A 25,833-nucleotide genomic window follows, 5' to 3' on the forward strand; every position below is an offset into this window, starting at 1 on the left:
CGTAAGGGCGGGAGAAATGTAATCGCGAGAACTTCGGTCAATCGGCGCTGGCTACCCCTAAATGCGCTACGTGCATTCGAGGCGGTCGGGCGAAAACTCAGCTTCACGGCTGGAGCGCAAACGCTCAATGTTTCGCAGAGCGCTGTCAGTCGCCATATCATCGCCCTCGAAGACTTGCTCGGTCACAAGCTTTTTGATCGGTCGGGAACAGCCTTGGTGATGACCCCTGCGGGCGAGGCGCTATTGCCGCAAGTAACCTTGTCGTTCGACCGGCTCGAGCAGACCATGAACGCAATCTGCCAGCATAGTCTCGTCAAGCGCCCGATCCGGCTGCATGTTCCGCCATCGCTCCTTCAGCAGATCGTCTTGCCGATCCTGCGCGATTTTCGGGCGGAATATCCCGAATTCGACATAGATGTTCACAGTTCGCGTGCCACCGGCCTGCCCGAAGACAGCATCGACATGGCGATCGTCTTCGACCGTCCTGCGGTTGATGACCGGGTCACCGACCTTCTCTGGCGCTCGAAGGTGGCGCCGGTCTGTTCGCCCCAAACGCTAGCGGACCATGCGGGCAAACCGATCGAGCAATTTCTGGCGGACAATATGCTGCTGCACGTGGCTATTGAGGATCAGCCGCGTGGCTTCTTGTGGCGGATGTTCGGCCAGCAGATGGGGATCGATGTCCAGGTCGACCGTGATATGAGCTTCGATACCGTGTCCCTGGCCGTATCCTATGCCGAGAAATTCGGCGGCGTAGCGCTCGCCGATATCGGCATGTTCGCGGACGAGATCGCCTCGGGCCGGCTCTGCATGCCGTTCGATGCGGTGATCGATGACGGTTTCAGCTATTATCTGACGCTGCGCGCGGAAGACCTTGATGATCCCGCCATTTCGGTGCTGCGAAGCTGGTTTATCGCCAGCTTCTCGAAGATCGACAATGGGAAGTCGGTGCCGTCGATCGCAGCGCCATGACGGTCGGAATCAGTTTTTAATATGCAGCTATCCGAATAAGGCACTCGCCAAACCCTCTCCGTCTCTGGATGATCGAGAAAGACGGGCGCTCGGCCCGCGCGCGTGAATTGCGCAGCGATGGGGAGGATATGATGATGGTTTCGATACTTCGGCACCTCGTGACGACCACGGCTTTGATCGGTCTTGCAGCGTCGCCAGCCGCTCTGGCTCAAACTATGTCTGCACCTGCCCAAGCCGACCGCGACACGCCCCCCGACGAGAGCAGGGTCTATGGCGACGATATCGTTGTCACCGCGACACGCCAAGGCGAGCAATCGATACAGCGCGTACCCATGGCGATCACCGCTATTTCGCCCGAGGACCTTCTGCGCGGGGGGCAAGGCGGTCTCGACGACTATACGAGAGGCATTCCCTCCGTTTCGCTTCAGTCATCGGGCCCGGGCCGCAACAAAATCGACATTCGCGGTATCACCTCGGGCACCTTCGATTTCACGGACGCGCAGGACCGCCCGCTGGTCGCCGTCTATATCGACGAAGTCCCGATCTCGCTTGCGTCGAGCAACCCCGAGGTCAAGGTTCTCGATCTGGAACGCGTGGAGGTGCTTCGGGGCCCGCAAGGCACGCTGTTCGGCGCCGGTTCGATGTCCGGAACGATCAGACTGATTACCCAAAAGCCCGACGCCAGCGGATTCTTCGGTTCCGGTGAAGCCGGCATCTCGGTCACTGAAAAGGGTGGAGGCGCGAACTATAACCTGCGGGGAATGGTGAACGTGCCGCTTGTGACCGACAAGCTTGCGATGCGTGTCACCGGCTACCAGGGGCGGGAAGGTGGCTTTGTCGACAATCTTGCCAGCGGCAAGACAGACGCCAATTCCAATACGAATACGCAAGGACGCGTGGCTTTTCGTCTGACCCCGAGCGAAGCCGTCTCGATCGATGCCAGCGCACTATATATGGATCTCGATGCCAAAGCGCTGCCGACTGGTTATCTTGGCCTCGGCAAATTCACAACTTCTATCATCGGTCCGGAATTCTACCGCGACAAGCTGCAGGTCTACAACCTCACCGGCAACTTCGATGTCGGGATCGGCGACATAGTCGCAAGTGTAAGCCATGTGCGCCGCAATAACTCTACCGCGATCGGCGGTAACCAATATCTGCTCGCCGAGTTTTTCTTCGGCGAACCGATCCGCGCGAATATCTTCCTGAAGAACAACATCCGCGAATGGGATTACGAGGCCCGTTTTTCGACGAAGGGCGAGGGGCCGCTCCGTCTCGTCACCGGCCTCTTTTACCAGAATCAGAAGCGTGACGTCTGGCAAAACGACCCCAGCGATAACTTCGACGATCGCTTCGGCGCGCTGCTCGGCTTGCCGCCCGGTGGCTTCAGCTCGACCGATCTCGGCGCCTTCACGCCGGATGCCGATTTCTCGGGCCTCCAGAACCTGCGCGAGAAGCAGTTCGCGGCGTTTGGCGAACTGACATGGTCGATCACTCCGCGGCTCGACGTCACCGGGGGGCTCCGTTACTTCAACTGGAAGCAGGACTTTTCGTTGTACTTTGGGGGGCTATTCGGTGTCGATGGAGCGGGTCTACCGCTCACGACGCAGGACCGCGCCCGCGAGAAAGGCGTCAACCCTCGCGCCGTCGTTTCCTACCGCGTGAACGACAAGGTCATGTTGTTCGCCGAGGCGTCCAAAGGCTTTCGCTATGGCGGGGTGAACCAGCCGTTACCAATTTCGCTTTGCGGCCCGGAACTCAACTCGCTCGGACTATCGCAGGGACCGGTGACCTTTGGTGCCGATCACCTGTGGAGCTATTCGATCGGAGAGAAAGGCCGATTCTTTAACAATCGACTGAAGTTGAACGCGACCGGCTTTGTCATCCAGTGGGACGATGTCCAGTCGAAGAAGCTTCTGCCAAGCTGCGCCTATTATTTCATTCAGAACAAGGGCAGCGTGCAAAGCCGCGGTCTCGAGCTCGAAACATCGCTCGACGTGACCTCGGCTTTGACCCTCGGTTTGAGTGCGTCTTATACTGACGCCAAAGCGGACGGCCCGATCGACAATCTGGGGGCGCTCGATGGCGACCCGGCGCCCTACTTCCCCAGCTATATCGCGACGCTCACCGCGCAATATCGTCACCCCTTGGGAGAGGGGGAGATGCTTCTTTATGGAAGCTGGGCGTTCCGCGATGGCGTCGATACGCAATTCAATCGTAACCTTCCGCAGAACCGGCATATCCCCGCGAGCGACTATCTGACCCTCTCGGCGACCTATCGGACCGACAATTTCGAGATCGGGCTGTTCGGCCAGAATCTGACCAATGGAACAAAAATTCTACTTCGATCGCCCAATAGTTATCCCACCTTTCAACCCGGCGACGCCGTTTCATGGGCGCGACCTCGCACGATCGGCATCAGGACGCGGTTAGAATTTTGAGCGGTGGCTCAGTAGTGAGAGCCGGAAGATGAGGCCAGCGGCGAGTGCTATGGCCGGCAAAATGGAATACGGACGCCGATCGTCATGTCTCGGCGCCCGCATTCCATTTTCGAGATACCGGCTAAAATCTCGTCGATGGGGACCCCATGGTTGGTCTTCGGAATGCCCTCTTCGCCGCTTCGCGACGGGCAGGGATGATCACGGCGCATGTTGTGAGTCCAAACCGTAGTTTTCGGAGGATTGCCGCAGATATGCTGCTCATGGAGCCGCGAACTAGGTGGACGCGGTTTAATGGCTGGTTTGCGCCTGATGTCGGCCGTTGCCGCCGACGCTGATTGGCACCCAAAGCAGACGTTTGGTTTGCCGACGATCTTTGGGCGCAACGCACCTCAAGCCAATCCTTAGTTGTTGAAGACCTCGACCTTAATAACTTCCGCCAGCTTTCGTTTGCTGGAAGTGTGAGTTAGGAGAAGGACTGGGGTGGGGTGTCAAAATTGGAGGTGCTGACTTGAAGGTGTTTGATGGCGACAGCCCTTGTCGAATATTGAGCCTAGACGGTGGCGGCGCCAAGGGCTTCTATACGTTGGGGGTCCTCCAAGGCCTTGAAGGCATGCTCGGCAAACCTCTGAGCGAGAAATTTGATCTCGTATTCGGAACCAGCACAGGTTCCATAATCGCAGCACTGATTTGCCTAGGCTATTCGGTCGACGAAATAAAAGAACTGTATGAAGAACACGTGACGGTGATTATGGGCCGGGTAACGCCTTGGGGAAAGTCCAAAGCGCTTCGGAATCTAGCCGAGAAAGTCTTTGGCGACCGAAAATTCGAAGGCTTGGCGACTAACATTGGTATCGTGGCAACGCGATGGGACTTTGAAACTCCGCTGATCTTTAAATCATCCCAAGCTCAATCGCACGGCGATGTCGGCAATTTCGTGCCCGGTTTCGGCTGCTTAATAGGCGACGCTGTGCAAGCGTCATGCGCAGCGTATCCATTCTTCTGCCGCAAGTGGGTGACTACGTCCGACGGCCAACGTATCTTGGCCGCTGACGGGGGATTCTGCGCCAATAACCCTACGCTTTATGCAATCGCTGATGCGGCGGAAGCGCTCAAGGTCTCCCGTGAGCACATCCGGGTGGTCAGTGTCGGTGTCGGCGAGTATCCAGCTCCAAAGCGCTATCTTACGGTAGGCCATTGGATCGGCTACCTCTTCACTGTCCGGCTTTTGCAAAAGGTTATGGAGATTAACACTAAGTCGATGACCCAACTCCGCAGCGTTCTCTTTAGTGCGGTGCCAACGGTAAGGATAAGCAATAGCTATAGCGAGCCGACAATGGCGGCGGACATGTTTGAGAACGACATGCTCAAACTTGATCAGCTGTATCAAAGGGGGCGCGAGAGCTTCCGACAGCACGAGGCGGAGCTAAAAACGCTATTTGGAGTATAGGTTATGGCAATACCTGAAGCGCAGCTCGTTACATGGTCACATCAGGGCGCCTCGGGGCCGTCACGCGACACCTATGCGTCTGTTAAGGGTGTGCTCGAGAGCGGCAACGCGCCTTATGCGATGCACAGCCCGGACGTCTTCCTTCAGGGGTCATATGCCAATGATACGAATGTTGCTCGCGACAGCGATGTTGATGTGGTGGCACTAATTGACTCAACCTTCGCGCATGACGCTCAGACGATGCAAGCAGAGGACTACGCAGCGTTCGAACGCGGATATCCCGGATCGGCGGGATACACATATTCCCACTATCGGGCCGACGTCTCTCGCTGGTTGATTGAGAACTATGGAAACGGCGTGGATCCGGCGGGGAAGGCGATCCTCGTCCCAGCTAATCAAAACCGCCGGGAGTGCGACGTGCTTCCGGCGATCGAGTACCGCTATTACTATAAATTCAAATCGATTCAGGACCAAAACTACGTCAGCGGCATATGTTTCTATCTCGCCGACGGAACGCAGATCGTGAATTTTCCGAAACAGCACGCCACCAACTGTACTCAGAAACACCAACGTACAGGGGAGTGGTTCAAGAAGGTTGTGCGGGTCTACAAAAACATGCGCAACTATCTCGCTGATCACGGGGCGATCCCTGATGGACTGGCGCCATCCTACTTCATTGAAGGGATGCTCTTCAACGTTCCGGACGATCGGTTCGGTCGCAGCTTTGACGACAGTTTCGTCGAAACTTTCAACTTTCTCAACAATGCGGACCGAACTGAATTTCGGTGCGCGAACGGGATTCACTCGTTGCTCGGGAGCACGCCGGTGACTTGGCGCGCAGATAACTGCCAAGCCTTTCTGTCGGCTCTTCGAACGCTTTGGAATGGCTGGGCCAATCGATAAGAATAGTCGAAGCCAGGTATGCCATAAAGTCCCGAATACTCGGCTATGGCTAGTACTCTCTCAAGGTTTTCGCGGGCTCACTTTGCACACGCTATAGGAAATAGCCCTCGTTCATCTCGGGATCGGGCTCTAGTGGCGTGGTAGTCCATTTAATGCGACCAACTGGCGCGGGTAGTTCATTTATGCGGATCAGTGCCGCATTGGCGCGGTCGCACTGCTCCGGAAGCAGGTAAAAGCGGTTCTGATTGATGAACTCTCGCGGCTCGTAGAAATCGTCGATTGAAGCGTTTTCGAGCGCGACCAAGTGCCGTTCGACAAGATCACGATCAATCTTCCGGCGCAGTAGCGGATGAATATCGACCGTGCGGTCCTCGGAGATGACCACCGCGACGCGAACCTGATCGGTCGCCGCGACATATCGCATCGCGCTGTTGAACCGCGAGCCTCGAGCCCCGCTACCCAGATTGTTGGCGGTTCCGTCGAGAATGATGCCGATCGCGTGACAGTGTCCAAGTGGATCGACAAGTATACTACCGTCTATCCTAGTGGCTGCCGCGATAAGTTCTTCCTCGGCGAGCGTCGGAACGATTTTCGTGCCCTGTCCGCCGAGGCGGTCGGCCTCTTCAGCAGCATCATCGGCGATGATTAGCATCGCACCGCGCTGTTGGTGCAGCAACGTCTGAAAGATAGACCAGAGCCGCTCCGGATCGCAGGAAGCGAACTGCCGGATCATATTGTCGGTAAACCGCGCCTCGCTGATCGTTTCCTGAGGGAGCAGTGGTGATCCATAGCGGGTGCGCATCAGAATCTGATCGCCGTTGCCGAAGTCCCATTGATGGTGGCCCAGAAAATCGATCCAGAAGGCATCTTCGGATTTGGCGTTATGGTCCGCACCGAGCACGCCCAGACCGTAAATCTTCCGACTATCCGCGATGACCGCTACACTGCCTTCGGCCATCTCAAGCATCTTTCGGGCCCATCGGGCGTCGCGCAAGGCGATCGGCTCGGCGAGCTTCAGCAGAAAGTCGATTTTCGGATGGCTAGAACTTGCAAGAAGCAGCCGCCCGACCCCTTCGCCATGTTCGTATCGCATCAGCGAAATGTTGTTCAAAATGCTGAAGAGATCGTAGTCCGGTATTTGCTCGGTGATGAGGATTGCCGGTGCGCGGAGGAAGGCGTCGGCCGCGCGCAATACAACTTCTTCCCCGCTGCGAGTTCCGCGATCGAAAAACCGCCCTGAGTCGGGGAGCTCTAGCTCGCGCGAGCCTTCTTCAAGAACGTGTACGACCGCGGCCTCAATGAGACTTTTGTATATAGACATCCGCCCGCGTCCATCGCTTCGCAGCGTAGGAAACTCCGAGAACAGCTGTGACGGGACCTGGAGAACGGGCGCTACACGATAGTCGCCTATCCGCGCCGGGTAACCAACAAACGAACGAACCCCGTGCGCGTGGTCATAAGGATTAAGTCTATTCGCTGCTTCTTCAACAAGAACAATACGGCGTATGCGCTCGGGCTTGTCACGCATCGTTTGCGCGTCGCCATAGAACATTTTCTGCAGCTCATGCTTTGGAACTGCCTCAACGACTTGCTCGCGAAGACCGGAGAATAATTGGACGAGTTCTGTGTCGTCCTCCGGTTCGATGCAGACAAGATACCTTGCATCGGTGGCATCCACATCTTCGGCGAGGACGCCGATGAGAAATGCCTTCGGCCTAACTTCGGCGCCAAGAGCGTTGAGGACAGATTCGCCGAGGCGCGCTAAGCTGCGCCGAAAGCTCTCTTGATACCCCCACATGAACTGCTCGATATATTCTTTGCCCATAGCGAGGGACTAGCAGCTTCGCGCGGCCAGCCCCAGCGCAGATACAACTTTCCTCGGGCTGGCGAATTGCGGGGCGGTTGCGGCAACCGAAAAGGATATGACCCGCCGCTGTGCGGAGGCCTTTCCCGCACGCGACGGCCGCGCTAGGACTATGGAATGAACGCGTTATCCGCCCCGCCCTCCACGGTTACAGAACTGCGCCATCTGCTCGAAGAGATTGTTTCACAAAGCGGGCCGGATTTTTCTGGAATCGGCATTCTCGTCAGCGGGGCGCCCGAATTGTTGCCGATCGTTGCGTTGCGTCCCTCGATCGGATGGAAAGAAGCGGGCGGTATAGGCCATACGCTCGCCGCCATCTCGAAGCTCGGCAATGAATTTCATGACGGTTTTCACATTGTATCGCCGGCATTCGAACTGGTCCGGGTGTCGCAATATTTTGCGCCGCCCATCGTCGCTGGCGTGGGTGCCGATGAGGAACGGCGGTTCGGCGCCAGATATATGTCGGCTCTATTCGGTTCGGCGCTTCCAGCCGTCCTAGCCGCGGGGGTGGCAAGCAACGTCTACGGGGTGGCGGTCTTCGAGGATGGGCGAGAGGTCGTTGGCGCATGAGCGACAAGGAAAGGCCCGCGCAAACCAGGTCCGCGTCCGGGGTCGGTCTCCGATCCTTTCCCGATGTCGCCGGCGAATGGGCCATGGTTATTCACTGGAACCGCGAGGGCGAAAGCGGATGCCTCGAGGCGTCCGCCTTCATCCGGCAGGACGATCTGGGCATCGGCATGACCGTCCGTTCGAAAGGTTCGGACTCGCGAACCATCCTGGCAGTGCCGGGACACGACCCTTCGGGCGATCCGGTCCTTCATTATATTTATGAGGTGGAACCGAAAGCCATCGGAGCAAATGCGCCACATCCCTACAAAGGTGCGGCGATCCTGCGATATTTTGCTGAAGGCCAGGAATTGAGCGGCAATTATTGGACCAGCCAGTTTTCCGGAGGCCATTTCAGGCTCAGCCGGAAGTCAGGCAGGGAAGGTGAAGGGCAAGTCATGATCGACGTCGTGCTGATTGCGGCGATCCCTGAAGAATTCGAGGCAGCGAAAAAGATATTCAGCGCGGAGGCGCTCGATGACGACGGCGTACGAGCTTGGCAAGATGAGCGGGCTCCGGCGGTCGCGCCGCATATCTCGGGCGTTTTCTATCATAAGGGAGAACCGCTCTATAAAATTGCGCTCGCGCGGCCCGACCGGATGGGCGGCATCTCGACCAGCGCCGTCGCGGCGGTTCTTGCCGAACGTCTGTCCCCCAGGTGCCTCGTCATGTGCGGTGTGTGTGCCGGCAATCCTGGCGATCTTGCTCTCGGCGATATCGTCATCTCCGAACTTGCCTATCAATATGACGAGGGCAAGCTTGAAGACGAGGGGTTTGTCGGCGATCATCGTCAATCCCCGGTATCTGCCGACTGGCAGACTGCGGCATCCCTACTGCGGGCCGAGGATCTACCGAGCTATGGCCCAGCGAGCGCAGCCGACGCTCGTTTCTGGCTGCTCGAAAGGCTCTATGCAGGCGACGATCCCGCGAAGCATCCTGCTCGTTCGCGTTATTTCAGGCTAGGAGAATGGCAGACTGTGGTGACCGAACTGCTCGAGGCCCGGATCATCGAACAGGAAGGGGTCATGCTCAAGCTTGGCCCCGCGGGACGGAGCGAAGTCGAACGTTCGATTGTTCTCGAACTGGATCCGCCCAAATCGCTGCCGCTTGCGATCAAGGTGGGCCCGATCGCGAGCGGTAACGTCGTAGTCAAGGACGGGCTTACCTGGGACAAACTGCGGCAAATGGGTGTGCGAACCGTACTCGGGCTTGAGATGGAGGCAGCGGCCGTCGGCAGGGCGGCGCGCCGCGCCGGCGTGGAGTGGATTGTGATCAAGGGCGTGATGGATCATGCCGATCCCAAAAAGAGCGACCGCTACAAGCCGTTCGCGGCGCAGGCGTCGGCGGAAGCGCTCCGTCTGTTCCTGACCGGTCGGTTCAATGAGTGGGGAGCCTTGGGCGCCCCGGCGCCAACAGCGCATGCGCCGAATGACCGTGCCCGGGCCGCGCTCTGGCGTCCCCGTACGTTCGAGGGGCCATTTTTCGACGCGCTGCGCGCTGCCATTGCGGTCCACGCTCCCTCCTTTGCAGCGCGGTTTGATCTTGCGCTATCGCACGCGCGGGAGGCGCGGGATATCGCCGCAACGGCCCGGCAACTGGCGGGCGATACCCGCATGAACCTCGCCGCCGAAATGGCCGAAGCGATGGCTGACGGCATCCCCAAGCCTTTCCGGATCCTGCGAATGCAGCAGGCGCCGGGTGAGCGGCCGCGGATCGTCAAGATATGGGATTCGCACGATGATTTCATCGGCGAGGCTGCGGGGGATGAAGCTGACGGCCTAGGCGTAACGCGCAGCTATGCCTTGTCCGAGGAATTGACGCCGAGCCTGCGGTCGGCATTTGCCGGACAGCATGAGACTGGCCGGTACGGACCCCTTGGCGTCTTCACCTTCCCCGATCATTCTCAATTTGCCGGAGAATGGGCATCGGGGCATCCGAACTTTGGCTGCCGCGAATATATGGGGCGCTGCGAAACGCTCCGTTGCGATCTCTATATCGGTTCGATGAAAGGAATCCCCGACCATCTGCAGCCTCGCTGGCTGCCTGACGGGGAAGGCATCGCCATCGATGCTGGCGCGCGGCGGGCGCGATGCGGCACCTTTCGCGAGGGGACATTTTCGAAAATTGGGTTCGAGTTCGACTTCTGAGGCTAGGCGATGCCGGACTGCGATCCGTCATTCATAGGGCAATTCGCCGAAAATCGGATCATTTTTGCGCGATCATTCTGGGCCCGTTTCGGCGTGACCCTGCGGGAGGCGCGCGCCTTGGCGAGCCAGCAGTTGCCGCGTGCCGAAGGCGATCCGTCGCCGCGACGCATGTGGGAATGGATTCAGATGTTACGCTAAAAAAGTGGTTCTCCGGCGCGCGCGTCACAGGGGCATATCAGAGTGATCCGGGTGCGGTGACGCCGACGCTTGTCTAATCTTGATAGGCTGACGTCCGCTTTTCATATCCTGAGCCCAAAAGCTGTCATTCCGCTAACGTTGAGAGTTTCAGACGCCGCCAGGCGTCAGAAAGTCTTCGGTGCCCGAACCGCGGTGGTCATGAGCCGAGCTATGGGGAAAGCTGTTTTGCGCTGATGGTGGGGTAGCCGGGCGCAGCCCAAAAGCGGACGCTTCCGGTAGCGGATCGTCTGGATATGGGTCGTAAAAGCGGACCTGCAAAAGCAGACGGGCCGATTTTGGTGGTGTGGCGTCTGCTTTTGGGCGGCGCCGGCGTGAGCGGGTCCGCTTCCAGGCGCGGGTGTGCGCTGGATCGCGTCTGCACGAGGCCGTGCCGGATCACGGCGCAGGTGTCCCGGGTGCGAGGGATGGCGGTGGCGGTGCGCGAGGCAGATAGCGGCGCTCGAAGACCTCGATGATGATCATGGTACCGCCGCAGCACGGGCAGGTCGGCCGGGGCTCTGTATCGTCGGTCGGTTCCTCGGTCGGTGGCGGTGCGACATCGAGGAGGTGGCGCGCGCGTTCGAGATGGTCCTTGCGGCGTGCGCTGGCGAGGAGGCCATAGTGGCGGATGCGGTGGAACCCGCGCGGCAGGGCGTGGAGGAGGAAGCGGCGGATGAACTCGTCGGCGGCGAGCGTCATGACCTGCTGCCGTCCGGCGCCGGACTTGCGGTAATCCTTGTAGCGGAAGGTGACCCCGGCCTCGTCGAACCGGACGAGGCGGCTGCTCGATATGGCGACCCGGTGGGTGTAGCGCGCGAGGTAAGCGAGCACCGCCTCGGGCCCGGCGAACGGCGGCTTGGCATAAACGACCCAGCGCTTCTTCCGAACGGGTGACAGGTAGCGAAGGAATGCGCGCCGGTCGGCAAGATGGGTCATGTTGCTGCCGAAGAAGGCGAGCTGCCCGCGGTCATGGAGGGCGCGCAGCCGGGTCAGGAACAGGCGGCGGAAGAGCGCACCGAGCACGCGAACGGGCAGGAGGAAGGCGGGGCGTGCGGATATCCAGCGCGTTCCATCGCGGGAGATGCCGCCGCCGGGCACGATCATGTGGATGTGCGGATGGTGGGTCAGTGCCGAGCCCCATGTGTGAAGCACCGCGGTGATGCCGATCCGGGCGCCGAGGTACTTCGGGTCGGCGGCGATGGTCAGCATCGTATCGGCCGCCGCCTTGAACAGCAGATCATAGACCATCGCCTTGTTGTAATAGGCGATCGCGGCGACCTCGGCAGGCAGCGTGAACACGACATGGAAGTAACCGACCGGGAGCAGGTCGGCCTCGCGCGCTTCGAGCCAGGTGCGCGCCGCTGCGCCCTGGCACCTGGGGCAGTGCCGGTTGCGGCAGCTGTTGTAAGCGATCCGCCAGTGGCCGCAGTCGGTGCAAGCCTCGACGTGTCCGCCTAGGGCGGCGGTGCGGCAATGCTCGATCGCCGACATGATCTTGAGCTGGTGCAGGCTGAGATGCCCGGCATGCGCGGTGCGATACGCGGGGCCAGCAGCACGGAAGACGTCGGCGACCTCGAGCGAGGCGCGCATCGGCCTCAGCCGTCGGGGGCCTCCTCGCTGGGCGATGCGAGCGCGAGCCTGTCGAGCGGGCTGACGATCGAACGGACGGTCTTTGTTGCGACCTGGGTGTAGAAGGCGGTGGTGTTGAGCTTAGCATGGCCGAGCAGCGCCTGGATGACGCGGATATCGACACCGTCTTCGAGCAGGTGAGTGGCGAAGCTGTGGCGCAGCGTATGCGGTCCGACGCGCTTGTCTATGTCCGCCGCCTCTGCGGCCTCGACGACGACACGGTAGAGCTGCCGCGTGCTGATCGGGGCCGCGGCGCTCTGTCCGGGGAAGAGCCAGCCATCGGGAACGAGGATGCCTTGTTGCCGTCCGGCGCGCCACCAGTCGCGCAGCAACAGGAGCAGGCCTTCGGGCAGCATGGCATTGCGGTAGCGGCCGCCTTTGCCGCGCTCGATCCGGAGCAGCATCCGCTTGCTGTCGATGTCGGTGACCTTCAGCGCCGACACCTCGGCGACGCGCAGTCCCGCGCCATAGGCGACCGACAGCGCGGCCTGGTGCTTGAGGGAGCGCGTCGCATCGAGCAGCCGTTTTACCTCGGCCATCGTCAGCACGACCGGGATCTTGCGAACCTGTCTGGTGCGGACGAGCTTGCGCGCGAGGTCGGGGCGGTCGAGCGTGTGCGTGAAGAAGAACCTAAGCGCGCCAACGATGCTGTTCATCGTCGGCGCCGGGACGCCCCCCTGCTGCTGCTCGATCTGGAACTGGCGTATATCTTCTGCGCTCGCAGTGTGGGGCGAGCGCCCGAGCCAGGTCGCGAACCGTCCGACATCGCGCAGATAGTTACGCTGCGTCTCCGTGGAGAAGCGCCGCATGGTCATGTCGTCGATCAGCCGCTGACGCAGCGGGCTGATCGGAGCAATCTGTACAAGCTCATTCATCGTTCGACTCCTCAGTTGAAGGAGTCGAAAGGGTCTGCATGCGGCAGCCCGCGTTCAATCAGGCGCGGCGCTCGCGGGGCCGCTTTACATCGCCACTAGAGCCAATCCGCGAAGCGGTTCGTGCAACGGCCATTCGCGAAGGCTGAGCTCCCTCGCATTTGCACCGAACGAAGGCGTAGTTCAGGGACATTCGATATGCGGATATCGCTGATCTCGTCCGAGAGCGCACCGCCCAGTTCATTGCCGGTGCCGTCGCACAATACGACGAGATTGCGCCCCTTCGTATTTCTCACCGGCGCCTTATCTTGCTGCGCTGAAGTCTCGTCCGCTGGAGCCTTGGCCATCTTCGCTTCTCCTGACCGCGCTAGTCGGCGACAGTGTTGTAACCCGCCCGAATCGTGCCTGACGGGCCGATCTCGATCAGGATGTTGTTGCAGCCGCCCGGGGTTTCGTCGGCATCGGGGCCGATCTTGCGCGGATTGAGTTCGCACGAGCGGCTCTCGCCTTCGATCCGGTAGAGGTCGTCGCGATCGGTGCGGAAGACCTCGCCGCGACCCTCGAGTTCGGTCACGATCTCGGGATCGGGGAGCCGGACGCGCTTGTAGGGATAGGGTCCCGACGAGATCGCGTAGATCGAGGCGCCGACGGCATCGAGAAAGACGCTCCGCGACGAGGTGAGGCTGCCGTGATGGCCGACGACGAGCACGTCCGAACGGAGATCCGCGGCGCAGCAGGCTAGGAGCCTCGCCTCGATGCTGTTCTGCTGCGGGGGCGTGGCGGGCAATTCGCGTTCGCCGCCCTCGGCGTCGCCCGCGAGGAGAATGCGCCGATTGCCGAGATCGAGCCGGACGACGACGCTGTTGCCATTGGGATCGGCGTAGTTTCGGGGATCGCGATAGAGAAACTGCATGTCTGCCCCGGCGCCGAGCGTTACCGGCGTCGCGTCCATCATCGCGCTTTCGCGCACGATGACCGTTCCGTTGCAGCCGCTGCCCGTGAAGGTCACGGTCCGTGTTGCATTCGCCGCGATTGCGTCATGATATTGGACGCCTGCTTCGGCCATCGCGGCCTTGAGGAAATGGCAGTAGCCATCGGTCTTGTTAACCCGCCCCGACTCCCAGACATGGCCGACCGCGAAGCGGCGGAAGACATCGGGCATCAGCTGGAGATGGTCCTTGTGCGGATGGCTGAGGATCAGATGGTCGATGCGCGCAAGGCCGGGACGCACGGCCTCGATATAGGCGGCGACCCGGTTCTCGTCGCCGTCGTGGAGATCATCCTGGCTTCCGGCATCGTAGAGCAGCGCGAAATCGCGGCCCTCGACGAATATGGCGAGCCCGGTACCGACATCGATCACATGGACCTTGTAAGCCGCGCCGGTCAAGGCTTCGCCGGGCGGGCGGGTGCCGATCACCAGCGTCCATGCCTTGCTGACATAGCCTTGCGTGCCGTCGGGCAGCGCAACGCGGTACCAGCCGCTGACTTCGCCGACGAGCCGCGCGCTATCGCCAGGGCGCAGACGGCCGAGAATGGCGGTATCGGTGGACGGCCCTTCGCGCACGAGCACTGCGCTCGACACGCGCTCGCTTGGCACGATGTCGTCCGCCGCGGCGCGTGAGGCTCCGAACGGAGCGAGCAGAAGCAGGATGGCAAGTGTCAGCGCACGCATAGCATGTCCCCTGGTCCCGCTTCCCTTTTAGCGCGTGGAGAGCGCGGCGGCTATGTCGCCACCAAGCCGGTCGCGGTGCAGAAAATCGCGCAGATAGCGCTCCATCTCGCCGATCCCGCGCTCGCTCAGGGCGACACGGACGATGCCGTCCTCTTCGGCAGTTGACGACCGTATCACCAGCTCCTTCTCGATGAGCAGGCCGAGCCAGCGCAGTGCGGTGGTGCTGGCGGTCGCGGCGGCCGTGCAAAGCCGGTCGATGGTAACCGGCTGCCCGCGGTGATGCTGGATGTAGAGATCGAGGAGCATATCCCACGCGGGTTCGGCGAAAAGATCGTAGCGGATGAGACTGTCGCGGCGCCGGCGGTTGTGGAACTCGCTTTGCGCGATGGCCGCGAGCTGATCCTGTTCATTGCCGCCGAGGAGCGGGATGTCGCCGGCCTCGCTTGCGGGCTCGTCAGGCCCCGACGTCACAGCAGACCCCGTTCGCGCATGCTGACGATATCGGTTCCGGCAAGGATGAGATGATCGAGAAGCTGGACGCCCACCGCCTGGGTCAGATCGGCGATCCGGCGCGTCAGCCTTATGTCTTCCGCGCTCGGCTCGGCCGACCCCGACGGGTGGTTGTGCGCGAGGACGACGCCTTGTGCGCCGACATCGAACGCTCGGCCGAGCAGCCGGCGCAGATCGCCCTCGACGTGGGCAGTCCCGCCCTGTGCCAGCATCTCGTCGGCAAGATAGCCCCAATCCTGCGCAACGAAGGTCGCGTGCAAACATTCGGTGGGCGACTTCGCGATGATGCTGCGCAGATAGTCGCGAAAGCGGGGGTCGCGAACCGAGACCTGCGTTCTTGCGACCTGCTCGCGCAGCCCGGCCTTGATGAGCGCGCGGGCGGCGACGATCGCGCCGACCAGTTCATCGTCGCGACCGAGCGCGGCGGCGAGCTGCCCGGATGAGGCGTCGAGCGCGCGCCCCAGGCTTCCGAAATGCGTGATCAGCCGGACGGCGGCGCCGTGCGCGCGGTTGCCGGCGAAGGGTTCGAGGAGATGCGCCACGACCGGTATGGCCCGTGGCGCCGCGTCCGCGCCGCATGACGCCAGATGCCGCCCGCCAGGATCAGGAGGAGGGCGTAATAGGGGGCATAGTTCATCAGGAAATAAGCGAGTTCCGCAATCTTCCGGCTCTCCTCGCGAGCGAAGTGCGAAACGACCGAGACCAGCTGAAACGCCGATAGCCATAGCGGATAGACCCTGTTCGCCTTGAGCGCGACGCCGATGAAGGCCGCCGCGACGAGCATATCGATGACGAGATGACCGATATCGACCGATCCGTAGATCGTCCCGCGCCCGGCGAGGGCATGATAGATACGGTCCGCAACATTCATCGCGAGGAGCGCCGCCGCGCAGATCCGTTCGGGACCGGCTCCCCAGCGCAGCGCCGCCACGCCGAGAATCGCAACCGACAGGAAGTTGAAGGACCAGATCCAGCTCACTCGGTGAAACTGGCCCCGCGCGGCGGCGCCGTCAATCGTCAGGCAATAGCCTGTCGGCCCTCCTCTTCGACGGCGAAGCCTTTGGTGTCGTCGTGACCCGGCATGCCCGTGATCAGCGTTTTGTCGGCGACGAGCGCATTATGTGTGCGAAAGACGTCGTTCGCGCCGCTGATGTCGGACTGGATCGCGCGGCCGAGCCGGATGATCGCTTCCTGGCCGACGTGCGGCGCGGGGATATCCTCGATCTGGCGTGCCCGCAGGATCGAACTCATCACGTCGAGCTTGGCGAGCAGGCTTTCGTCGGCCTTGGCCTCGGCCGCCCGGATCTGGTTGCGGATGCGCATCATATAGGCGGGAACCGGTGCGGTCGGATTGGAAATGGTCATTATCGTCCCCCGGCCCATGCGCTCGCGGCCATGGGCTCATCATCTTGTCGTCGATGAGGGCGGCTAGCTGCCGAGCGCATCCGTGATTGCCTGCGCCGCGGCAAGGCCGAGGACCAGGCTGGCAATGAGCGCGAACAGGATGATCGCGATCGCCGCACCACGGGTGAGCGCGGCATTGTCACCGTCGAGCACCCTCGGGACGACCCTTTGCTCTTCCGATCTCGTCCAAGGCGCGTCGAGCGTCATCTCGAGCGAGTCCTTGAAAGCGAGACCGGCCTCGGAGCCGTCCTGGGGCTCTCCTTCCTCGCCGGGCGCGGCTCCGGCGAGATCAATTATTTGCTTGGTAGGTTCTACACATGCGGGAGCGCCGGCTATCTGCCGGAAATCGCCCGGCCTTTCGCGGTAGCGCCGCGCGAGCTGCGCGCGCGTGATGCCGCCGCAACGCGACCGCAATATCTCGATATGGCGGTTGACCGCGGATTCCGATGTTTGAAGTTTGGCAGCAATTTCCTTGCTGGTCAGGCTTCGCGCGAGAAGACCGAGAACCGCCGCCTGCTTTTCGGTCAGCAATTCGAATTCGTCGGCCTTCGATTTCGAGTCATTATCCATCGGCATCGCGCCGCCATATTAACCATAAGTTTCCGTTACGGCAAAAGACCGTTTTCCATAATCGGATGGATATACTGCCAATATGGTGACGATCGTGCGGCCTGGGCGATTGTGTGTGTGGTGCGCCGCATCTCCTATTTTGCGGGAGTGGGCTTTCCTACAATCTTCCCCGATGCCATCATGGCTGCATGAAGGGGCGGGACTCGAATAAATGGCGCGATCGTGCTGTCGCGATCGAATTCTGGATCGCCTCCATCGTGGTCGGCGGCTCCTTCCTCGTCGGTGCCTGGCAGATGGTGCGCCGCTTGTTCTAGCCCGCCATCCTCGCGGGAAGGATGGACAAAGAGATCGGACGCCATGTCACCTCAAGAGCATGTCTGGGCCTGCGCGCTCGCGATCGAACGCCAGCATGGCACGCGGGCCGCGGTGGTGGTGGCCGAACGGATCGGGGCTCTGGCGCTCGCGGGCGACCGCGAAGGCATCGCGATGTGGAAAGCCATCGCCGCCTGCCTCGACGAACTGATCAAGGCGCAAAACGAGACACAAGGCCACTGAATCCGCCGCTTACCTCGTCCGATCGGGTCATTTTGGTGAGGAAGATGTTTTCGCACGCCGCCGAGTTTGCTATTTGCCGCGCGCCTCGCCATCAGCACCTGGCTGGTCTGGACGAGAGGCCGACAAGGCGCAAGGCATTATGGCGGAGGATATCGAAAGGTTGCAGGCCGTCCGCGCGATCCGCGATACGCTGGTCGAGCAGATGCTTCGCCTCGACCAGCTGGGCGACAGCCGCACCGCAGCCGACCTCAGTTCGGCGATCGATCGTCTCAATCGCGAACTCGGCGAAGCCCCGAGCGAAGAGGAAATCGAACGGCTGCGGCGTAATCTCTTCATGAATTGACGCCGCCGGCTATGCGGCTCTGGCGCGCGTGCCGTTCGGAGGCTTGGGTCAGTCCTCTAAATTGTCGAAATATTCGTCGAGCCGGCAGCGGGTGTCGTCGGCGAGGCTCACGATGATGCGCCGTCCGTCATCGGGATCGGCAACGCGCACGAACCGCCCGTCGTCGACCATCGTCTTGATCCAGCGCAGCGCCGTCGTCGCGGGGACGGCCGCCGCGATGCAGAGGCTCGAAACCGAAATTTCGCGCCGTTCATAGTGCGCGGCGTAGAGATCAAGCATCATGTCCCAGGCGGGATCGGCGAACAGGTCCGACGGGAAGAACTGGTCGCGCTGCCGGCGCTTGCGAATGAGCCTGCGAACCAGCTTGGCGCGGCCGCTGTCGAAACCCCTGGGTCCCGCATCGCTGTGCCGGCTATCGAAGGGAGCACGCGCGACGCTTCCGAAGGAAGGTCGTGCCGCGGGTTCGACGGGCACCAGCCCATCCCGATGATAATCCGGTGCGAGCGGTTGGAGGGAAGCGCTGGCAGCCGACAGGACGGGAGCCCCTCCCATCAGCCTCTGCACCATCCACTCTAGCTCGTTGAGACGCGCGTACAGATCGCTACCTTGCGAGCCGGTTTCAGAGAGTATCCCCACCATGCGTTGCCCTTTCCCCCGAAGTGACGCAGCATTTATGTCCGATTTCTAGCATGGTTTCTGCGCCATTTACATCCATTCTGGTGAAGTCTGGGGCGAGGCCTGTTTTCCACAATCCCGCGAGGATGCGATCTTCCCGGCTCGAATGATCGGCGATTTGGGGTCGGTTGCCGTCCACAATATCGATCGAGCGGGAGCGCGAACCCACCATAGGACGATCGGAACCGCTCCTAATTGCTCATCGGATCGGCAGCGGTGCCGCCGCGAAGTGGAGGAACTTTCAATATCGGTGCTGAAACGGATCAAACCGCGCGTTGTGTTGAAGCGCGTTTCGAGTCCGTGCGCCGATTTTTCCGAGTCTCCGATGATCGCACGCGACACTGGCTGGAAGGCGCCCAATCGGTCCGCATTAAATTTATGTAATATCCCGAGGGCGCCGAGAACGTCTGCAATATGAGCCAGCGATGCGTGAAGCCGACGTTCCGCTTCTGGCCTCTTTTGGCCGCCGGCACTCACGCGTTGCGCTGCTCGCTGGACTACTCAGCCATCGCCGCGTCGATCATGGCTCGATAGATCTCATTGAGGTTGCCTTCGCCAATTTGGGCCGCTTTGAGCAGGGCAGCGCCAATCATTGCTTGGTCAGCTTCGCGCAGAGCCATGATCGCGGCCCGGGCTTCGGGCAGATAATCCTGCCAAAGCGGCTTGCCATCCATCGTCGCATTGGGCGGATTGGCATCCAGTTCGCACAATGCACGAGCGACTCGTTCCAAGCCCGTTGTCATGTCTGGAAGATAGCACAGAGCCAAACAGAAGGACGACGCCTTCTTCCCATCGTCAGACATCATGGAGCGCCAAGTGCCTGCTTCTTGATCCTCGCGCCGAAGCAGGTCGTCTGAAGACTGGTCGAACGCCGAAAATCCTCCTCAAAAGCGAGCCTGATCCCTGCGAGGTTATGAATCATATGGAAAAATTGCTCGTTCGCACTTGCAACAAAGTTGAGCGATTCCCACATCGACTTTGCCTTTCAGGCATCCTCTCCCAAAACTTCACCGGGCCGGCGCAAGCTGGCCCGTTTTTTATGGGCAACCGCCTCTTCTGTCCCGCGCTCGTCAGCTGCGCCATGCTTCGCAGCGATACGGTGGCCCTATGGCAGCACTGTCGAGGAAAGCGTCGCGGCTATTGAGAGGCTTCGACCTTCGGGTTGCATCCATGGTCGGACGCGATGGGGCAGCTCTTCCGTCCTGCGTTCGGGGTCACCCCTCCTTGTCGCCCGTGTCCGGTCCCGCTTCGCCTCTGGCCGTCAACCCCATGCGGGGTTCGCCCTCGCATTCGCTCGGTGACGGCGGCTCGCGGCCCCTTCTTTCGGCGCCATCGGGGATGTCCCCCGAGCACAGGAAGGAGACTATCATGCCCACCATCGCCAATCTCAACGTCAAGGCTGACGGCAGCTTCGAAGGCACGCTGGCCACCCTCAACGTCACCGCGCCGATCGCGATCGTCCCGAACGGCCGCAAGACCAAGGACAGCGAGCCCGATTACCGGATCATCAGCCGCAAGAATGGCTTCGAACTCGGCGCCGGCTGGAAACGCTTCTCGCAGAACAACGGCGCCGAATATGTGTCGGTGACGATGTCGGCCCCCGAGTTCGGGACGATCTACGGCAATGTCGCCAATGCTCCCGGCGACGACCCGATGAAGAAGGTCATCATCTGGAACCCGCCCGCCTGACGGGTTCCCGGCTCCGCCTTAGGGCGGAGCCGTTTCATCATTCCCCGATCTGCAGATAGCGGCCCGCGTGGCCGCTTTTTTCATGCTGCGGCGACGGAGCGCCTCTGCCGAGGGCTGCTCTTCGAAAGGCGTCGCTCAGTGCGAGTTTCTGACCGGTTCGCTCGGTGGCTCTCTTCGAGAAACGCTGCGTCGTCGATGTCAGGGTGGTCAGATATCGGCCGGAACGCGGCGGCGAATGGGGCGATGAGAGCATAGCGGAACGCCGCATGGGCGCAGGTCCAGACCCGCTCTCGATTGCCGCTGATCCCTTGGCCGCGGCCAGGCCTCCTTCAATCAACCCGCTTCGGGGTCCCCACGCTTCGCTCGGGCCGCGGCTGCGCTCGCGGTGATTGCGGCCTGCCCCCGTCCGGCGGGGCGCCTGTCGAGCGGGACTGGACCCGCTCCCAAGCACAGGAGCCTACGCCATGCCGCTTTCCACCGCCCAATCGCTCGGCTGGAACCTCGCCCGCACGATGATGACCGTGATCATCCTCGTCGAAACCAGCGCCGGCTATTCGGTGATGCCGCTCGACGAGTTCGATGGCGATCCCGAAACGATCGTCTGCGAATATGATCCCTTCAATCGCTGAGGCATCGAAATCACACCTGGGATGGAGCCAGTCCGGCTTCTGTCCCGGGTCTTTGCCTCGTATAGCCACATTGCAGACTGCGCTGTGGAGGTGGTGGCGGGCGCGTCCGGGGAAAGGACGCTTATGACCCTGATGATCATCCTTGGCGTTGCGGCGGCGATCTATTGCCTCATCCTGCTCTTTCGCTGCGCGACCTTCGCGCTTCCGGTCTTCGCGGGTCTCGGTATCGCTCTTCGCCTCCACGAGATGGGCCATGGCTGGTTTGATGTAATCCTGGCCGGGCTGACGACAGGTGTCACTATCCTCGGTATGGGCCGGCTCGTCGCGCGTTCCGGTGCATCTGCTTGGCTCCGGTTCCTGGTGATCCTGCTGTTTGCGGGCGCTGCGGCCGCTGCCGGATATCAGGCTGGAACAGCTCTCGCGATGCTCGGGGGCCTCGGCCCAGTCTGGCAGCATGCTTTCGGAACCCTCGCCGGTCTCGTCACCGGATGCCGCAGTTGGCGAGATCTTGTCACGCCGGCGTCGGGAACAGGGACCCGGTTTCGCAGTCCTGAAGCGGTCTCGGCGCATCATCGTCTGACTGTCTCGTCTTCGGCTCCGGCAAGTCGCTGTTCCCGGCCCGCCGCACCATCACGGCCTCTCGACATGCGCCATCTGCCGGCGCGGCGCTGCGCTGGCCCGGCCTGGTGCAACCGCGCGCGGCAACTTTCTTCCCCCGGCGTGCCGCCGTTCCTCGCGAAACAAGAAAGTCGCTGCGCGCCGTCCTCCGCTCCGCTGCGGGCCTTCGGCTGCACCGCCGGTCCCTCCCCGGCGACCGATGCGCATCGAGGCCGCGATGGTGCGGCTCGACACAGGAAAGGAATGCATCATGGCCAGGATCGGTACGTTCAAGAAAGTCGGAAAAGCGTATGAGGGCGAAATCGTCACGCTCTCGGTACAGGCGAAGTCGGTGCGGATCTTCCCCGAGGACAATCCCGGCGCCAGTGCCCCGAGCCACCGCGTCTTTATCGGCGACGCCGAGGTCGGCGCGGCCTGGGAGAAGAAGACGCAGGACAAGCGTCCCTATCTGTCGCTGAAGCTCGATGACCCGAGTTTCACCGCCCCGATCTTCGCCCAGCTCTTCGCCGGCGAAGGCGACGCGCACGACCTCGTCTGGACCCGGCCGAGCCGCCGGGCCGACTGAGCCCCCGAATCCCGCCCGGCACCGCCGGGCGGGATACCCACTTCTGGGGAAGTCCCTCCCTAAGCTGTGGAATTGGCGAATCTCCGCCGATCGCGGACGCTGCCGTTTCCGGAGGCGGCGATGGCAAGCGGGTTGAAGGCGAGCGACGACTGGCGGCAAGACCTCGACTTCCCGGGGTTCGCGCAGGAGTTTCTTCGCCGCAATCCTGCCTATCGCGCTGACTATAAGGCAGTGATGACGGGTCCGCTCGCGGAGCCGCCATCGGAGGAGGTCATGGCCCGCCGTTGGGGCCTCTGCTTTCCCCTTTGATCCTCGGGCCGACACAATTGAAGCGCCCGCGCACTGGGACGCGGACCTTTGTCCCCATGTGTTGATCCTTGACGCAGCGCCGGTGACGCCTTCCCTTGCGGCAGGCTTCGATCTCGCGCGCTGCGACATCGTCGCCGATCGCACCGGACGCGACGGCAGACATCTGGTGGTGCGCGCCGCCGGCGCTCTGCATCGGCTCTGGTTGCGCAGCGCGAGCCCGGGAGGTCCGCTGGCCGCATCCATTCCCCTCGACGCCCAGGTCGATGCCCGCCTGCGCGTGGTATCGGACTTCCACCGATCATGGGGCGGTCAGGAGGCCGGCGATGTCTCGGCGGCACGTCCGACCCATTACCAGGCGCACCGCCTCAAGCTGCTCCTCGCCATTTTCGACCTGCGGGCCGCCGACCCGGCCGTGACGAGTCACGAGGTGGGGCGCCGCCTCCTATATCCGCGCCTGTCGATCGGTCGCGGCGCGACCTGGAAATCCTCGCCCGAGCGCCGCCGCACCCAGCGCCTGATCCGCGAGGCCGAGGCGCTCGTCACGTGCGGTTACCGCAGCCTGCTTGCGGGCCGGGCGGGGCGACAAAAATAACCGCTGCTTTCCGCCGCTCCTCCCGAGGCCGTCCTTCCCGCCATCACGCGGCCGCACCCGCCGTCACCGCATGCCGGGTTCGCTTGCTGGAAGGAGCAGCCCATGACCGCCGTGCCCCCGCCGCGCTATCTCAGGACCCCCGATGCCGCACGCCGCGTCGGCCTTGCGCCGAAGACGCTCGAAAAGCATCGCTGCTATGGAACGGGGCCCGCCTATCGCAAGCTCGGCGGCCGCGTCATTTACGCGATCGACGAACTCGACGCCTGGGTCGAACTCGGCCGCCGTTCGTCGACTTCCGATCCCGGTACCGGCACGGTGCATCCGGCACGACCGGTGCGCGACTGATGCGCTCCGCGAATGCCTCCCGGCGTAGCAGCTTGCCGCTGACCTCCGCTGTCACGGGTGCGGGCGGTGCGCTTGGCGACGGCGCATCGACCGAGGTCGAATTGACCTCGATCGTAGGCCGTCAGGAGCAATGGATTCGCTTCGGGCGCGTCGCAAGCGAACGGATTGTCAGCCGTGTAACCCGCATCATTTCCTTTCGCCCCGGCGCGGTCTTCGCGCTCGTCCGCAAGACGTCGAGCGATTTCGGAACGATCCATTCGACCATCGCGATCGCCGCCGCCGCCCGGCCCGGCGATGTCTTTTCCATGCTCCCGTTCGTCCGTCCCGGCGCCGACATTCTGACGCGGATCGATGGCTGGCCGAAGGTACAGGCGGTGATCGAGGCGATCGACGCCGTCGAAGCCGCCGGCATCGACGCCGCCGATGCGGCGCCCGATCACTGGCGGCACGTCGGCGAATGCATTGCCGCCGGCCTGCCGTTCCGGCCTTACGGACGCGATCGTCATAGGGCATGGCTGCGCCGCCGGGCGATCGAGGGATGAACCGCCGCGCGCTCCATGCGACCGTAGCGGTGGCGGCTCTGTTCAGCACGATTTTCGTCGCGACCGCGTGGCTGAAGCCACGGCCGCGCTTCCTCTGGAACGCGAGTGCCAGCGCGCCGACCGGCCTTTATCGCATCGATGTCGGCGCCCAGCCGCGGCTCGGCGACCTTGTCGCCATCGACCCGCCGCCTGCGCTCGAAGCGTTCCTCGATCGTCGCGGATATCTTCCGCGCGGCGTGCCGCTGCTCAAACGCGTGGCGGCCCTGCCGGGCGCTCGCGTCTGCCGCTCCGGTGTCTTCATCACCATCGACGGTGTCGGTGCGGCGCGCGCGCTCTCGCGCGACCGCGCGGCGCGGGAACTGCCGGTCTGGAGCGGCTGCCGTATCGTCGGACCCGGCGAACTCTTTCTCGTCAATGCCGCGCCCGACAGCCTCGACGGCCGATATTTCGGGCCGATGCCGGCGGCGGGAATGCTCGGCACCGCGCATCCGATCCTCACCCGCTGTGCGCCCGGCGCGCCGCTTCGCTTCCGCGCCGGGCGCACGGACCAACATGTTGCTGTCGAACAGGAGAACCGGCCATGATCATCGGAGGCTTGTGCAAATATGGCGACGTCTACACCGGGCGGCTTTTGACGCTGGGCCTCGATGCGACGATTATGATCGTCCCCGCGCCGCCGTGCGACGATGAAGGTGCGCCTGACTGGCACGTCATATTGGGTGATGAGGTCAGCGACGACGAGATCGGCAATGGCTGGAATCGCATCGATGCCGAGTCGGGCGACTGCATTGCGATACAGATCGACAGTCCGGTGCTCGCCGCGCCATTGCGCGCCACGCTGCTCCTCGATGTCATTTTCGATGATGCCCATCCGCTGTGCTGGCAGCGCTCCAGCATGCCGCCGAGCGTCACCTCATGACGCGCGCCGCGCATTTTGTCCGTGCCGTGGTTGCAGGATTGCTGCAGCCCGTCGGCGTGATCGCGACCGCCGCTTCGCTCACGCCCGCGCCGGCCGCGAGCGCCATGGAGGTGCAGCGTGGACAGCCGCACGCCGCTTTCGTCGCGGAGGCGGCGCGCCGGTTCGACATTCCCGAAACATGGATCTGGCGGGTGATGCACGCCGAGAGCCGCGGGGATCCACGCGCCGTCTCGCGCGCCGGCGCGATGGGGCTGATGCAGATCATGCCCGCGACCTGGGCGATGCTGAGCGCGCGTCACCGGCTCGGGACCGACCCCTTCGACGCCCGCGCGAACATCCTTGGCGGTGCGGCCTATCTGCGCGCGATGTGGGACCGCTATCGCGACGTCTCGTTGATGCTCGCCGCCTATAATGCGGGCCCCGGGCGCGCCGATGCCTATGCGGCGGGACGGCGCCACCTGCCTGCCGAAACCATCGCTTATGTCGCGGCCATCACGCCGTCGCTCGGTGCGGCGGGGGACATTTCGCCGGCACCCGGTCGCGCACCGGGCATGCCCGACTGGCGCGGCGCGGCGCTCTTTACCGAGCGCTCGTCTCGCCCGGAGGGGGCCGCCGACGCAGCGGTTGCTTCGCGGGGCGGCGACACGCCGGCTGCACCGCCGCAGGCCATCGCGCGTCCGCCGGCGTCGATCTTCGTGGCGCTTTCGGTGCGCGGCGAATGAGGTTGGAGCGCGTCTCGTTGATGGCGTGCACGGCCTTGCATCGGCCGCCGGACGCG

32 protein-coding genes are annotated in these 25,833 nt (G+C 62.5%); 20 read left to right on the plus strand and 12 right to left on the minus strand.

The window, feature by feature from the left end; translation table 11 throughout:
• The first annotated feature begins 21 nt into the window (after positions 1 to 21).
• The 4 genes from ACOTSS_RS01330 to ACOTSS_RS01345 all read left to right on the plus strand — a co-directional run bounded on the left by ACOTSS_RS01330 (position 22) and on the right by ACOTSS_RS01345 (position 5,763).
• Positions 22 to 972, plus strand: coding sequence for a LysR substrate-binding domain-containing protein (locus tag ACOTSS_RS01330; protein WP_448691273.1), 951 nt, complete (start codon positions 22 to 24; stop codon positions 970 to 972).
• Between the two features lie 68 nt (positions 973 to 1,040).
• The gene (locus ACOTSS_RS01335) at positions 1,041 to 3,413 is read left to right on the plus strand and encodes a TonB-dependent receptor (protein WP_448689765.1); all 2,373 of its coding nucleotides are present in this window, start codon (positions 1,041 to 1,043) and stop codon (positions 3,411 to 3,413) included.
• 514 nt (positions 3,414 to 3,927) lie between these two features.
• Positions 3,928 to 4,860, plus strand: coding sequence for a patatin-like phospholipase family protein (locus tag ACOTSS_RS01340; protein ID WP_448691274.1), 933 nt, complete (start codon positions 3,928 to 3,930; stop codon positions 4,858 to 4,860).
• A gap of 3 nt (positions 4,861 to 4,863) precedes the next feature.
• Entirely contained in the window at positions 4,864 to 5,763 is a 900-nt protein-coding gene (locus ACOTSS_RS01345; protein WP_448689766.1) for a nucleotidyltransferase domain-containing protein, read from the plus strand.
• Between the two features lie 91 nt (positions 5,764 to 5,854).
• Here ACOTSS_RS01345 and ACOTSS_RS01350 read toward each other — a convergent pair whose 3' ends face one another.
• Positions 5,855 to 7,588 (minus strand): diadenylate cyclase, encoded by a 1,734-nt coding sequence (locus ACOTSS_RS01350; protein WP_448689767.1) that lies wholly within the window; start codon positions 7,586 to 7,588, stop codon positions 5,855 to 5,857.
• A gap of 156 nt (positions 7,589 to 7,744) precedes the next feature.
• Between ACOTSS_RS01350 and ACOTSS_RS01355 the strand changes: the two genes are divergently transcribed.
• Positions 7,745 to 8,197, plus strand: a complete 453-nt coding sequence (locus tag ACOTSS_RS01355) for a hypothetical protein (protein ID WP_448689768.1) — start codon at positions 7,745 to 7,747, stop codon at positions 8,195 to 8,197.
• Positions 8,194 to 10,380, plus strand: a complete 2,187-nt coding sequence (locus tag ACOTSS_RS01360; RefSeq protein ID WP_448689769.1) for a phosphorylase family protein — start codon at positions 8,194 to 8,196, stop codon at positions 10,378 to 10,380. Before ACOTSS_RS01355 ends, ACOTSS_RS01360 begins: the two co-directional genes overlap by 4 nt.
• A gap of 633 nt (positions 10,381 to 11,013) precedes the next feature.
• Here ACOTSS_RS01360 and ACOTSS_RS01365 read toward each other — a convergent pair.
• From ACOTSS_RS01365 to ACOTSS_RS01405, 9 genes are all read right to left on the minus strand, one after another.
• Positions 11,014 to 12,207 carry an IS91 family transposase gene (locus tag ACOTSS_RS01365; RefSeq protein WP_448689770.1) on the minus strand — a complete coding sequence of 398 codons (1,194 nt, stop codon included), beginning with the start codon at positions 12,205 to 12,207 and terminating at the stop codon, positions 11,014 to 11,016.
• A gap of 5 nt (positions 12,208 to 12,212) precedes the next feature.
• Positions 12,213 to 13,121: a tyrosine-type recombinase/integrase gene (locus ACOTSS_RS01370; RefSeq protein WP_448689771.1), complete on the minus strand. Its 909-nt coding sequence runs from the start codon at positions 13,119 to 13,121 to the stop codon at positions 12,213 to 12,215.
• 95 nt (positions 13,122 to 13,216) lie between these two features.
• Positions 13,217 to 13,465: a hypothetical protein gene (locus ACOTSS_RS01375; protein WP_448689772.1), complete on the minus strand. Its 249-nt coding sequence runs from the start codon at positions 13,463 to 13,465 to the stop codon at positions 13,217 to 13,219.
• Positions 13,466 to 13,485: 20 nt separating this feature from the next.
• Positions 13,486 to 14,790, minus strand: coding sequence for an MBL fold metallo-hydrolase (locus ACOTSS_RS01380; protein ID WP_448689773.1), 1,305 nt, complete (start codon positions 14,788 to 14,790; stop codon positions 13,486 to 13,488).
• A 27-nt stretch (positions 14,791 to 14,817) separates the two neighbouring features.
• Entirely contained in the window at positions 14,818 to 15,261 is a 444-nt protein-coding gene (locus ACOTSS_RS01385; RefSeq protein WP_448689774.1) for a winged helix DNA-binding protein, read from the minus strand.
• Entirely contained in the window at positions 15,258 to 15,842 is a 585-nt protein-coding gene (locus ACOTSS_RS01390) for a JAB domain-containing protein (RefSeq protein ID WP_448689775.1), read from the minus strand. Before ACOTSS_RS01390 ends, ACOTSS_RS01385 begins: the two co-directional genes overlap by 4 nt.
• A complete protein-coding gene (locus ACOTSS_RS01395) occupies positions 15,782 to 16,279 on the minus strand; it encodes a hypothetical protein (protein ID WP_448689776.1) in 498 nt (165 codons plus the stop codon). Before ACOTSS_RS01395 ends, ACOTSS_RS01390 begins: the two co-directional genes overlap by 61 nt.
• Positions 16,280 to 16,317: 38 nt before the next feature.
• On the minus strand, positions 16,318 to 16,665 hold the full coding sequence (locus ACOTSS_RS01400; RefSeq protein ID WP_095383213.1) for a hypothetical protein: 348 nt from the start codon (positions 16,663 to 16,665) through the stop codon (positions 16,318 to 16,320).
• A 63-nt stretch (positions 16,666 to 16,728) separates the two neighbouring features.
• Positions 16,729 to 17,235, minus strand: a complete 507-nt coding sequence (locus ACOTSS_RS01405) for a helix-turn-helix domain-containing protein (protein ID WP_448689777.1) — start codon at positions 17,233 to 17,235, stop codon at positions 16,729 to 16,731.
• Positions 17,236 to 17,462: 227 nt separating this feature from the next.
• On the opposite strand from ACOTSS_RS01405, the gene ACOTSS_RS01410 reads away from it, so the two are divergent.
• The 3 genes from ACOTSS_RS01410 to ACOTSS_RS01420 all read left to right on the plus strand — a co-directional run bounded on the left by ACOTSS_RS01410 (position 17,463) and on the right by ACOTSS_RS01420 (position 18,172).
• Entirely contained in the window at positions 17,463 to 17,588 is a 126-nt protein-coding gene (locus tag ACOTSS_RS01410; protein WP_448689778.1) for a hypothetical protein, read from the plus strand.
• Between the two features lie 43 nt (positions 17,589 to 17,631).
• Positions 17,632 to 17,829, plus strand: coding sequence for a DUF6961 family protein (locus ACOTSS_RS01415; protein ID WP_448689779.1), 198 nt, complete (start codon positions 17,632 to 17,634; stop codon positions 17,827 to 17,829).
• A gap of 139 nt (positions 17,830 to 17,968) precedes the next feature.
• Positions 17,969 to 18,172 carry a hypothetical protein gene (locus ACOTSS_RS01420; RefSeq protein WP_448689780.1) on the plus strand — a complete coding sequence of 68 codons (204 nt, stop codon included), beginning with the start codon at positions 17,969 to 17,971 and terminating at the stop codon, positions 18,170 to 18,172.
• A gap of 48 nt (positions 18,173 to 18,220) precedes the next feature.
• Here the strand turns inward: ACOTSS_RS01420 and ACOTSS_RS01425 are convergent, their stop codons facing one another.
• Together ACOTSS_RS01425 and ACOTSS_RS01430 are read right to left on the minus strand one after the other, a co-directional pair.
• Positions 18,221 to 18,811, minus strand: coding sequence for a hypothetical protein (locus tag ACOTSS_RS01425; RefSeq protein ID WP_448689781.1), 591 nt, complete (start codon positions 18,809 to 18,811; stop codon positions 18,221 to 18,223).
• A gap of 533 nt (positions 18,812 to 19,344) precedes the next feature.
• Complete coding sequence (locus ACOTSS_RS01430) at positions 19,345 to 19,590, minus strand: hypothetical protein (RefSeq protein WP_448689782.1); 246 nt, start codon at positions 19,588 to 19,590, stop codon at positions 19,345 to 19,347.
• 625 nt (positions 19,591 to 20,215) lie between these two features.
• Between ACOTSS_RS01430 and ACOTSS_RS01435 the strand changes: the two genes are divergently transcribed.
• The 11 genes from ACOTSS_RS01435 to ACOTSS_RS01485 all read left to right on the plus strand — a co-directional run bounded on the left by ACOTSS_RS01435 (position 20,216) and on the right by ACOTSS_RS01485 (position 25,777).
• On the plus strand, positions 20,216 to 20,536 hold the full coding sequence (locus tag ACOTSS_RS01435; protein ID WP_448689783.1) for a DUF736 domain-containing protein: 321 nt from the start codon (positions 20,216 to 20,218) through the stop codon (positions 20,534 to 20,536).
• A gap of 464 nt (positions 20,537 to 21,000) precedes the next feature.
• Positions 21,001 to 21,165 carry a hypothetical protein gene (locus ACOTSS_RS01440; RefSeq protein WP_448689784.1) on the plus strand — a complete coding sequence of 55 codons (165 nt, stop codon included), beginning with the start codon at positions 21,001 to 21,003 and terminating at the stop codon, positions 21,163 to 21,165.
• A gap of 123 nt (positions 21,166 to 21,288) precedes the next feature.
• Positions 21,289 to 22,077, plus strand: coding sequence for a hypothetical protein (locus ACOTSS_RS01445; protein WP_448689785.1), 789 nt, complete (start codon positions 21,289 to 21,291; stop codon positions 22,075 to 22,077).
• Positions 22,034 to 22,348 (plus strand): DUF736 domain-containing protein, encoded by a 315-nt coding sequence (locus ACOTSS_RS01450; RefSeq protein WP_448689786.1) that lies wholly within the window; start codon positions 22,034 to 22,036, stop codon positions 22,346 to 22,348. The genes ACOTSS_RS01445 and ACOTSS_RS01450 overlap by 44 nt, the downstream gene beginning before the upstream one ends.
• 120 nt (positions 22,349 to 22,468) lie before the next feature.
• Positions 22,469 to 22,657 carry a transcriptional regulator domain-containing protein gene (locus ACOTSS_RS01455; protein ID WP_448689787.1) on the plus strand — a complete coding sequence of 63 codons (189 nt, stop codon included), beginning with the start codon at positions 22,469 to 22,471 and terminating at the stop codon, positions 22,655 to 22,657.
• A gap of 58 nt (positions 22,658 to 22,715) precedes the next feature.
• Positions 22,716 to 23,249, plus strand: a complete 534-nt coding sequence (locus tag ACOTSS_RS01460; RefSeq protein WP_448689788.1) for a DUF2285 domain-containing protein — start codon at positions 22,716 to 22,718, stop codon at positions 23,247 to 23,249.
• Positions 23,250 to 23,351: 102 nt separating this feature from the next.
• Positions 23,352 to 23,594, plus strand: coding sequence for a helix-turn-helix transcriptional regulator (locus ACOTSS_RS01465; RefSeq protein WP_448689789.1), 243 nt, complete (start codon positions 23,352 to 23,354; stop codon positions 23,592 to 23,594).
• The gene (locus ACOTSS_RS01470) at positions 23,594 to 24,136 is read left to right on the plus strand and encodes a DUF2840 domain-containing protein (protein ID WP_448689790.1); all 543 of its coding nucleotides are present in this window, start codon (positions 23,594 to 23,596) and stop codon (positions 24,134 to 24,136) included. The genes ACOTSS_RS01465 and ACOTSS_RS01470 overlap by 1 nt, the downstream gene beginning before the upstream one ends.
• The gene (locus tag ACOTSS_RS01475) at positions 24,106 to 24,720 is read left to right on the plus strand and encodes a S26 family signal peptidase (protein ID WP_448689791.1); all 615 of its coding nucleotides are present in this window, start codon (positions 24,106 to 24,108) and stop codon (positions 24,718 to 24,720) included. The genes ACOTSS_RS01470 and ACOTSS_RS01475 overlap by 31 nt, the downstream gene beginning before the upstream one ends.
• The gene (locus ACOTSS_RS01480; RefSeq protein WP_448689792.1) at positions 24,717 to 25,055 is read left to right on the plus strand and encodes a DUF736 domain-containing protein; all 339 of its coding nucleotides are present in this window, start codon (positions 24,717 to 24,719) and stop codon (positions 25,053 to 25,055) included. The genes ACOTSS_RS01475 and ACOTSS_RS01480 overlap by 4 nt, the downstream gene beginning before the upstream one ends.
• Positions 25,013 to 25,777 carry a lytic transglycosylase domain-containing protein gene (locus ACOTSS_RS01485; protein WP_448689793.1) on the plus strand — a complete coding sequence of 255 codons (765 nt, stop codon included), beginning with the start codon at positions 25,013 to 25,015 and terminating at the stop codon, positions 25,775 to 25,777. The genes ACOTSS_RS01480 and ACOTSS_RS01485 overlap by 43 nt, the downstream gene beginning before the upstream one ends.
• Positions 25,778 to 25,833: the final 56 nt, after the last annotated feature.

The organism is Sphingopyxis sp. NJF-3 (assembly GCF_053514865.1).

Coding starts and splice junctions, on each gene's coding strand:
- ACOTSS_RS01435 (WP_448689783.1), top strand. CDS start 20,216: ATGCCCACCATCGCCAATCTCAACGTCAAGGCTGACGGCAGCTTCGAA.
- ACOTSS_RS01355 (WP_448689768.1), top strand. CDS start 7,745: ATGAACGCGTTATCCGCCCCGCCCTCCACGGTTACAGAACTGCGCCAT.
- ACOTSS_RS01415 (WP_448689779.1), top strand. CDS start 17,632: ATGTCACCTCAAGAGCATGTCTGGGCCTGCGCGCTCGCGATCGAACGC.
- ACOTSS_RS01475 (WP_448689791.1), top strand. CDS start 24,106: ATGGCTGCGCCGCCGGGCGATCGAGGGATGAACCGCCGCGCGCTCCAT.
- ACOTSS_RS01450 (WP_448689786.1), top strand. CDS start 22,034: ATGGCCAGGATCGGTACGTTCAAGAAAGTCGGAAAAGCGTATGAGGGC.
- ACOTSS_RS01410 (WP_448689778.1), top strand. CDS start 17,463: ATGAAGGGGCGGGACTCGAATAAATGGCGCGATCGTGCTGTCGCGATC.
- ACOTSS_RS01445 (WP_448689785.1), top strand. CDS start 21,289: ATGACCCTGATGATCATCCTTGGCGTTGCGGCGGCGATCTATTGCCTC.
- ACOTSS_RS01465 (WP_448689789.1), top strand. CDS start 23,352: ATGACCGCCGTGCCCCCGCCGCGCTATCTCAGGACCCCCGATGCCGCA.
- ACOTSS_RS01365 (WP_448689770.1), bottom strand. CDS start 12,207: ATGCGCGCCTCGCTCGAGGTCGCCGACGTCTTCCGTGCTGCTGGCCCC.
- ACOTSS_RS01370 (WP_448689771.1), bottom strand. CDS start 13,121: ATGAATGAGCTTGTACAGATTGCTCCGATCAGCCCGCTGCGTCAGCGG.
- ACOTSS_RS01335 (WP_448689765.1), top strand. CDS start 1,041: ATGATCGAGAAAGACGGGCGCTCGGCCCGCGCGCGTGAATTGCGCAGC.
- ACOTSS_RS01375 (WP_448689772.1), bottom strand. CDS start 13,465: ATGGCCAAGGCTCCAGCGGACGAGACTTCAGCGCAGCAAGATAAGGCG.
- ACOTSS_RS01425 (WP_448689781.1), bottom strand. CDS start 18,811: ATGGTGGGGATACTCTCTGAAACCGGCTCGCAAGGTAGCGATCTGTAC.
- ACOTSS_RS01420 (WP_448689780.1), top strand. CDS start 17,969: ATGGCGGAGGATATCGAAAGGTTGCAGGCCGTCCGCGCGATCCGCGAT.
- ACOTSS_RS01480 (WP_448689792.1), top strand. CDS start 24,717: ATGATCATCGGAGGCTTGTGCAAATATGGCGACGTCTACACCGGGCGG.
- ACOTSS_RS01440 (WP_448689784.1), top strand. CDS start 21,001: ATGCCGCTTTCCACCGCCCAATCGCTCGGCTGGAACCTCGCCCGCACG.
- ACOTSS_RS01455 (WP_448689787.1), top strand. CDS start 22,469: ATGGCAAGCGGGTTGAAGGCGAGCGACGACTGGCGGCAAGACCTCGAC.
- ACOTSS_RS01345 (WP_448689766.1), top strand. CDS start 4,864: ATGGCAATACCTGAAGCGCAGCTCGTTACATGGTCACATCAGGGCGCC.
- ACOTSS_RS01470 (WP_448689790.1), top strand. CDS start 23,594: ATGCGCTCCGCGAATGCCTCCCGGCGTAGCAGCTTGCCGCTGACCTCC.
- ACOTSS_RS01350 (WP_448689767.1), bottom strand. CDS start 7,588: ATGGGCAAAGAATATATCGAGCAGTTCATGTGGGGGTATCAAGAGAGC.
- ACOTSS_RS01400 (WP_095383213.1), bottom strand. CDS start 16,665: ATGACCATTTCCAATCCGACCGCACCGGTTCCCGCCTATATGATGCGC.
- ACOTSS_RS01360 (WP_448689769.1), top strand. CDS start 8,194: ATGAGCGACAAGGAAAGGCCCGCGCAAACCAGGTCCGCGTCCGGGGTC.
- ACOTSS_RS01380 (WP_448689773.1), bottom strand. CDS start 14,790: ATGCGTGCGCTGACACTTGCCATCCTGCTTCTGCTCGCTCCGTTCGGA.
- ACOTSS_RS01430 (WP_448689782.1), bottom strand. CDS start 19,590: ATGACAACGGGCTTGGAACGAGTCGCTCGTGCATTGTGCGAACTGGAT.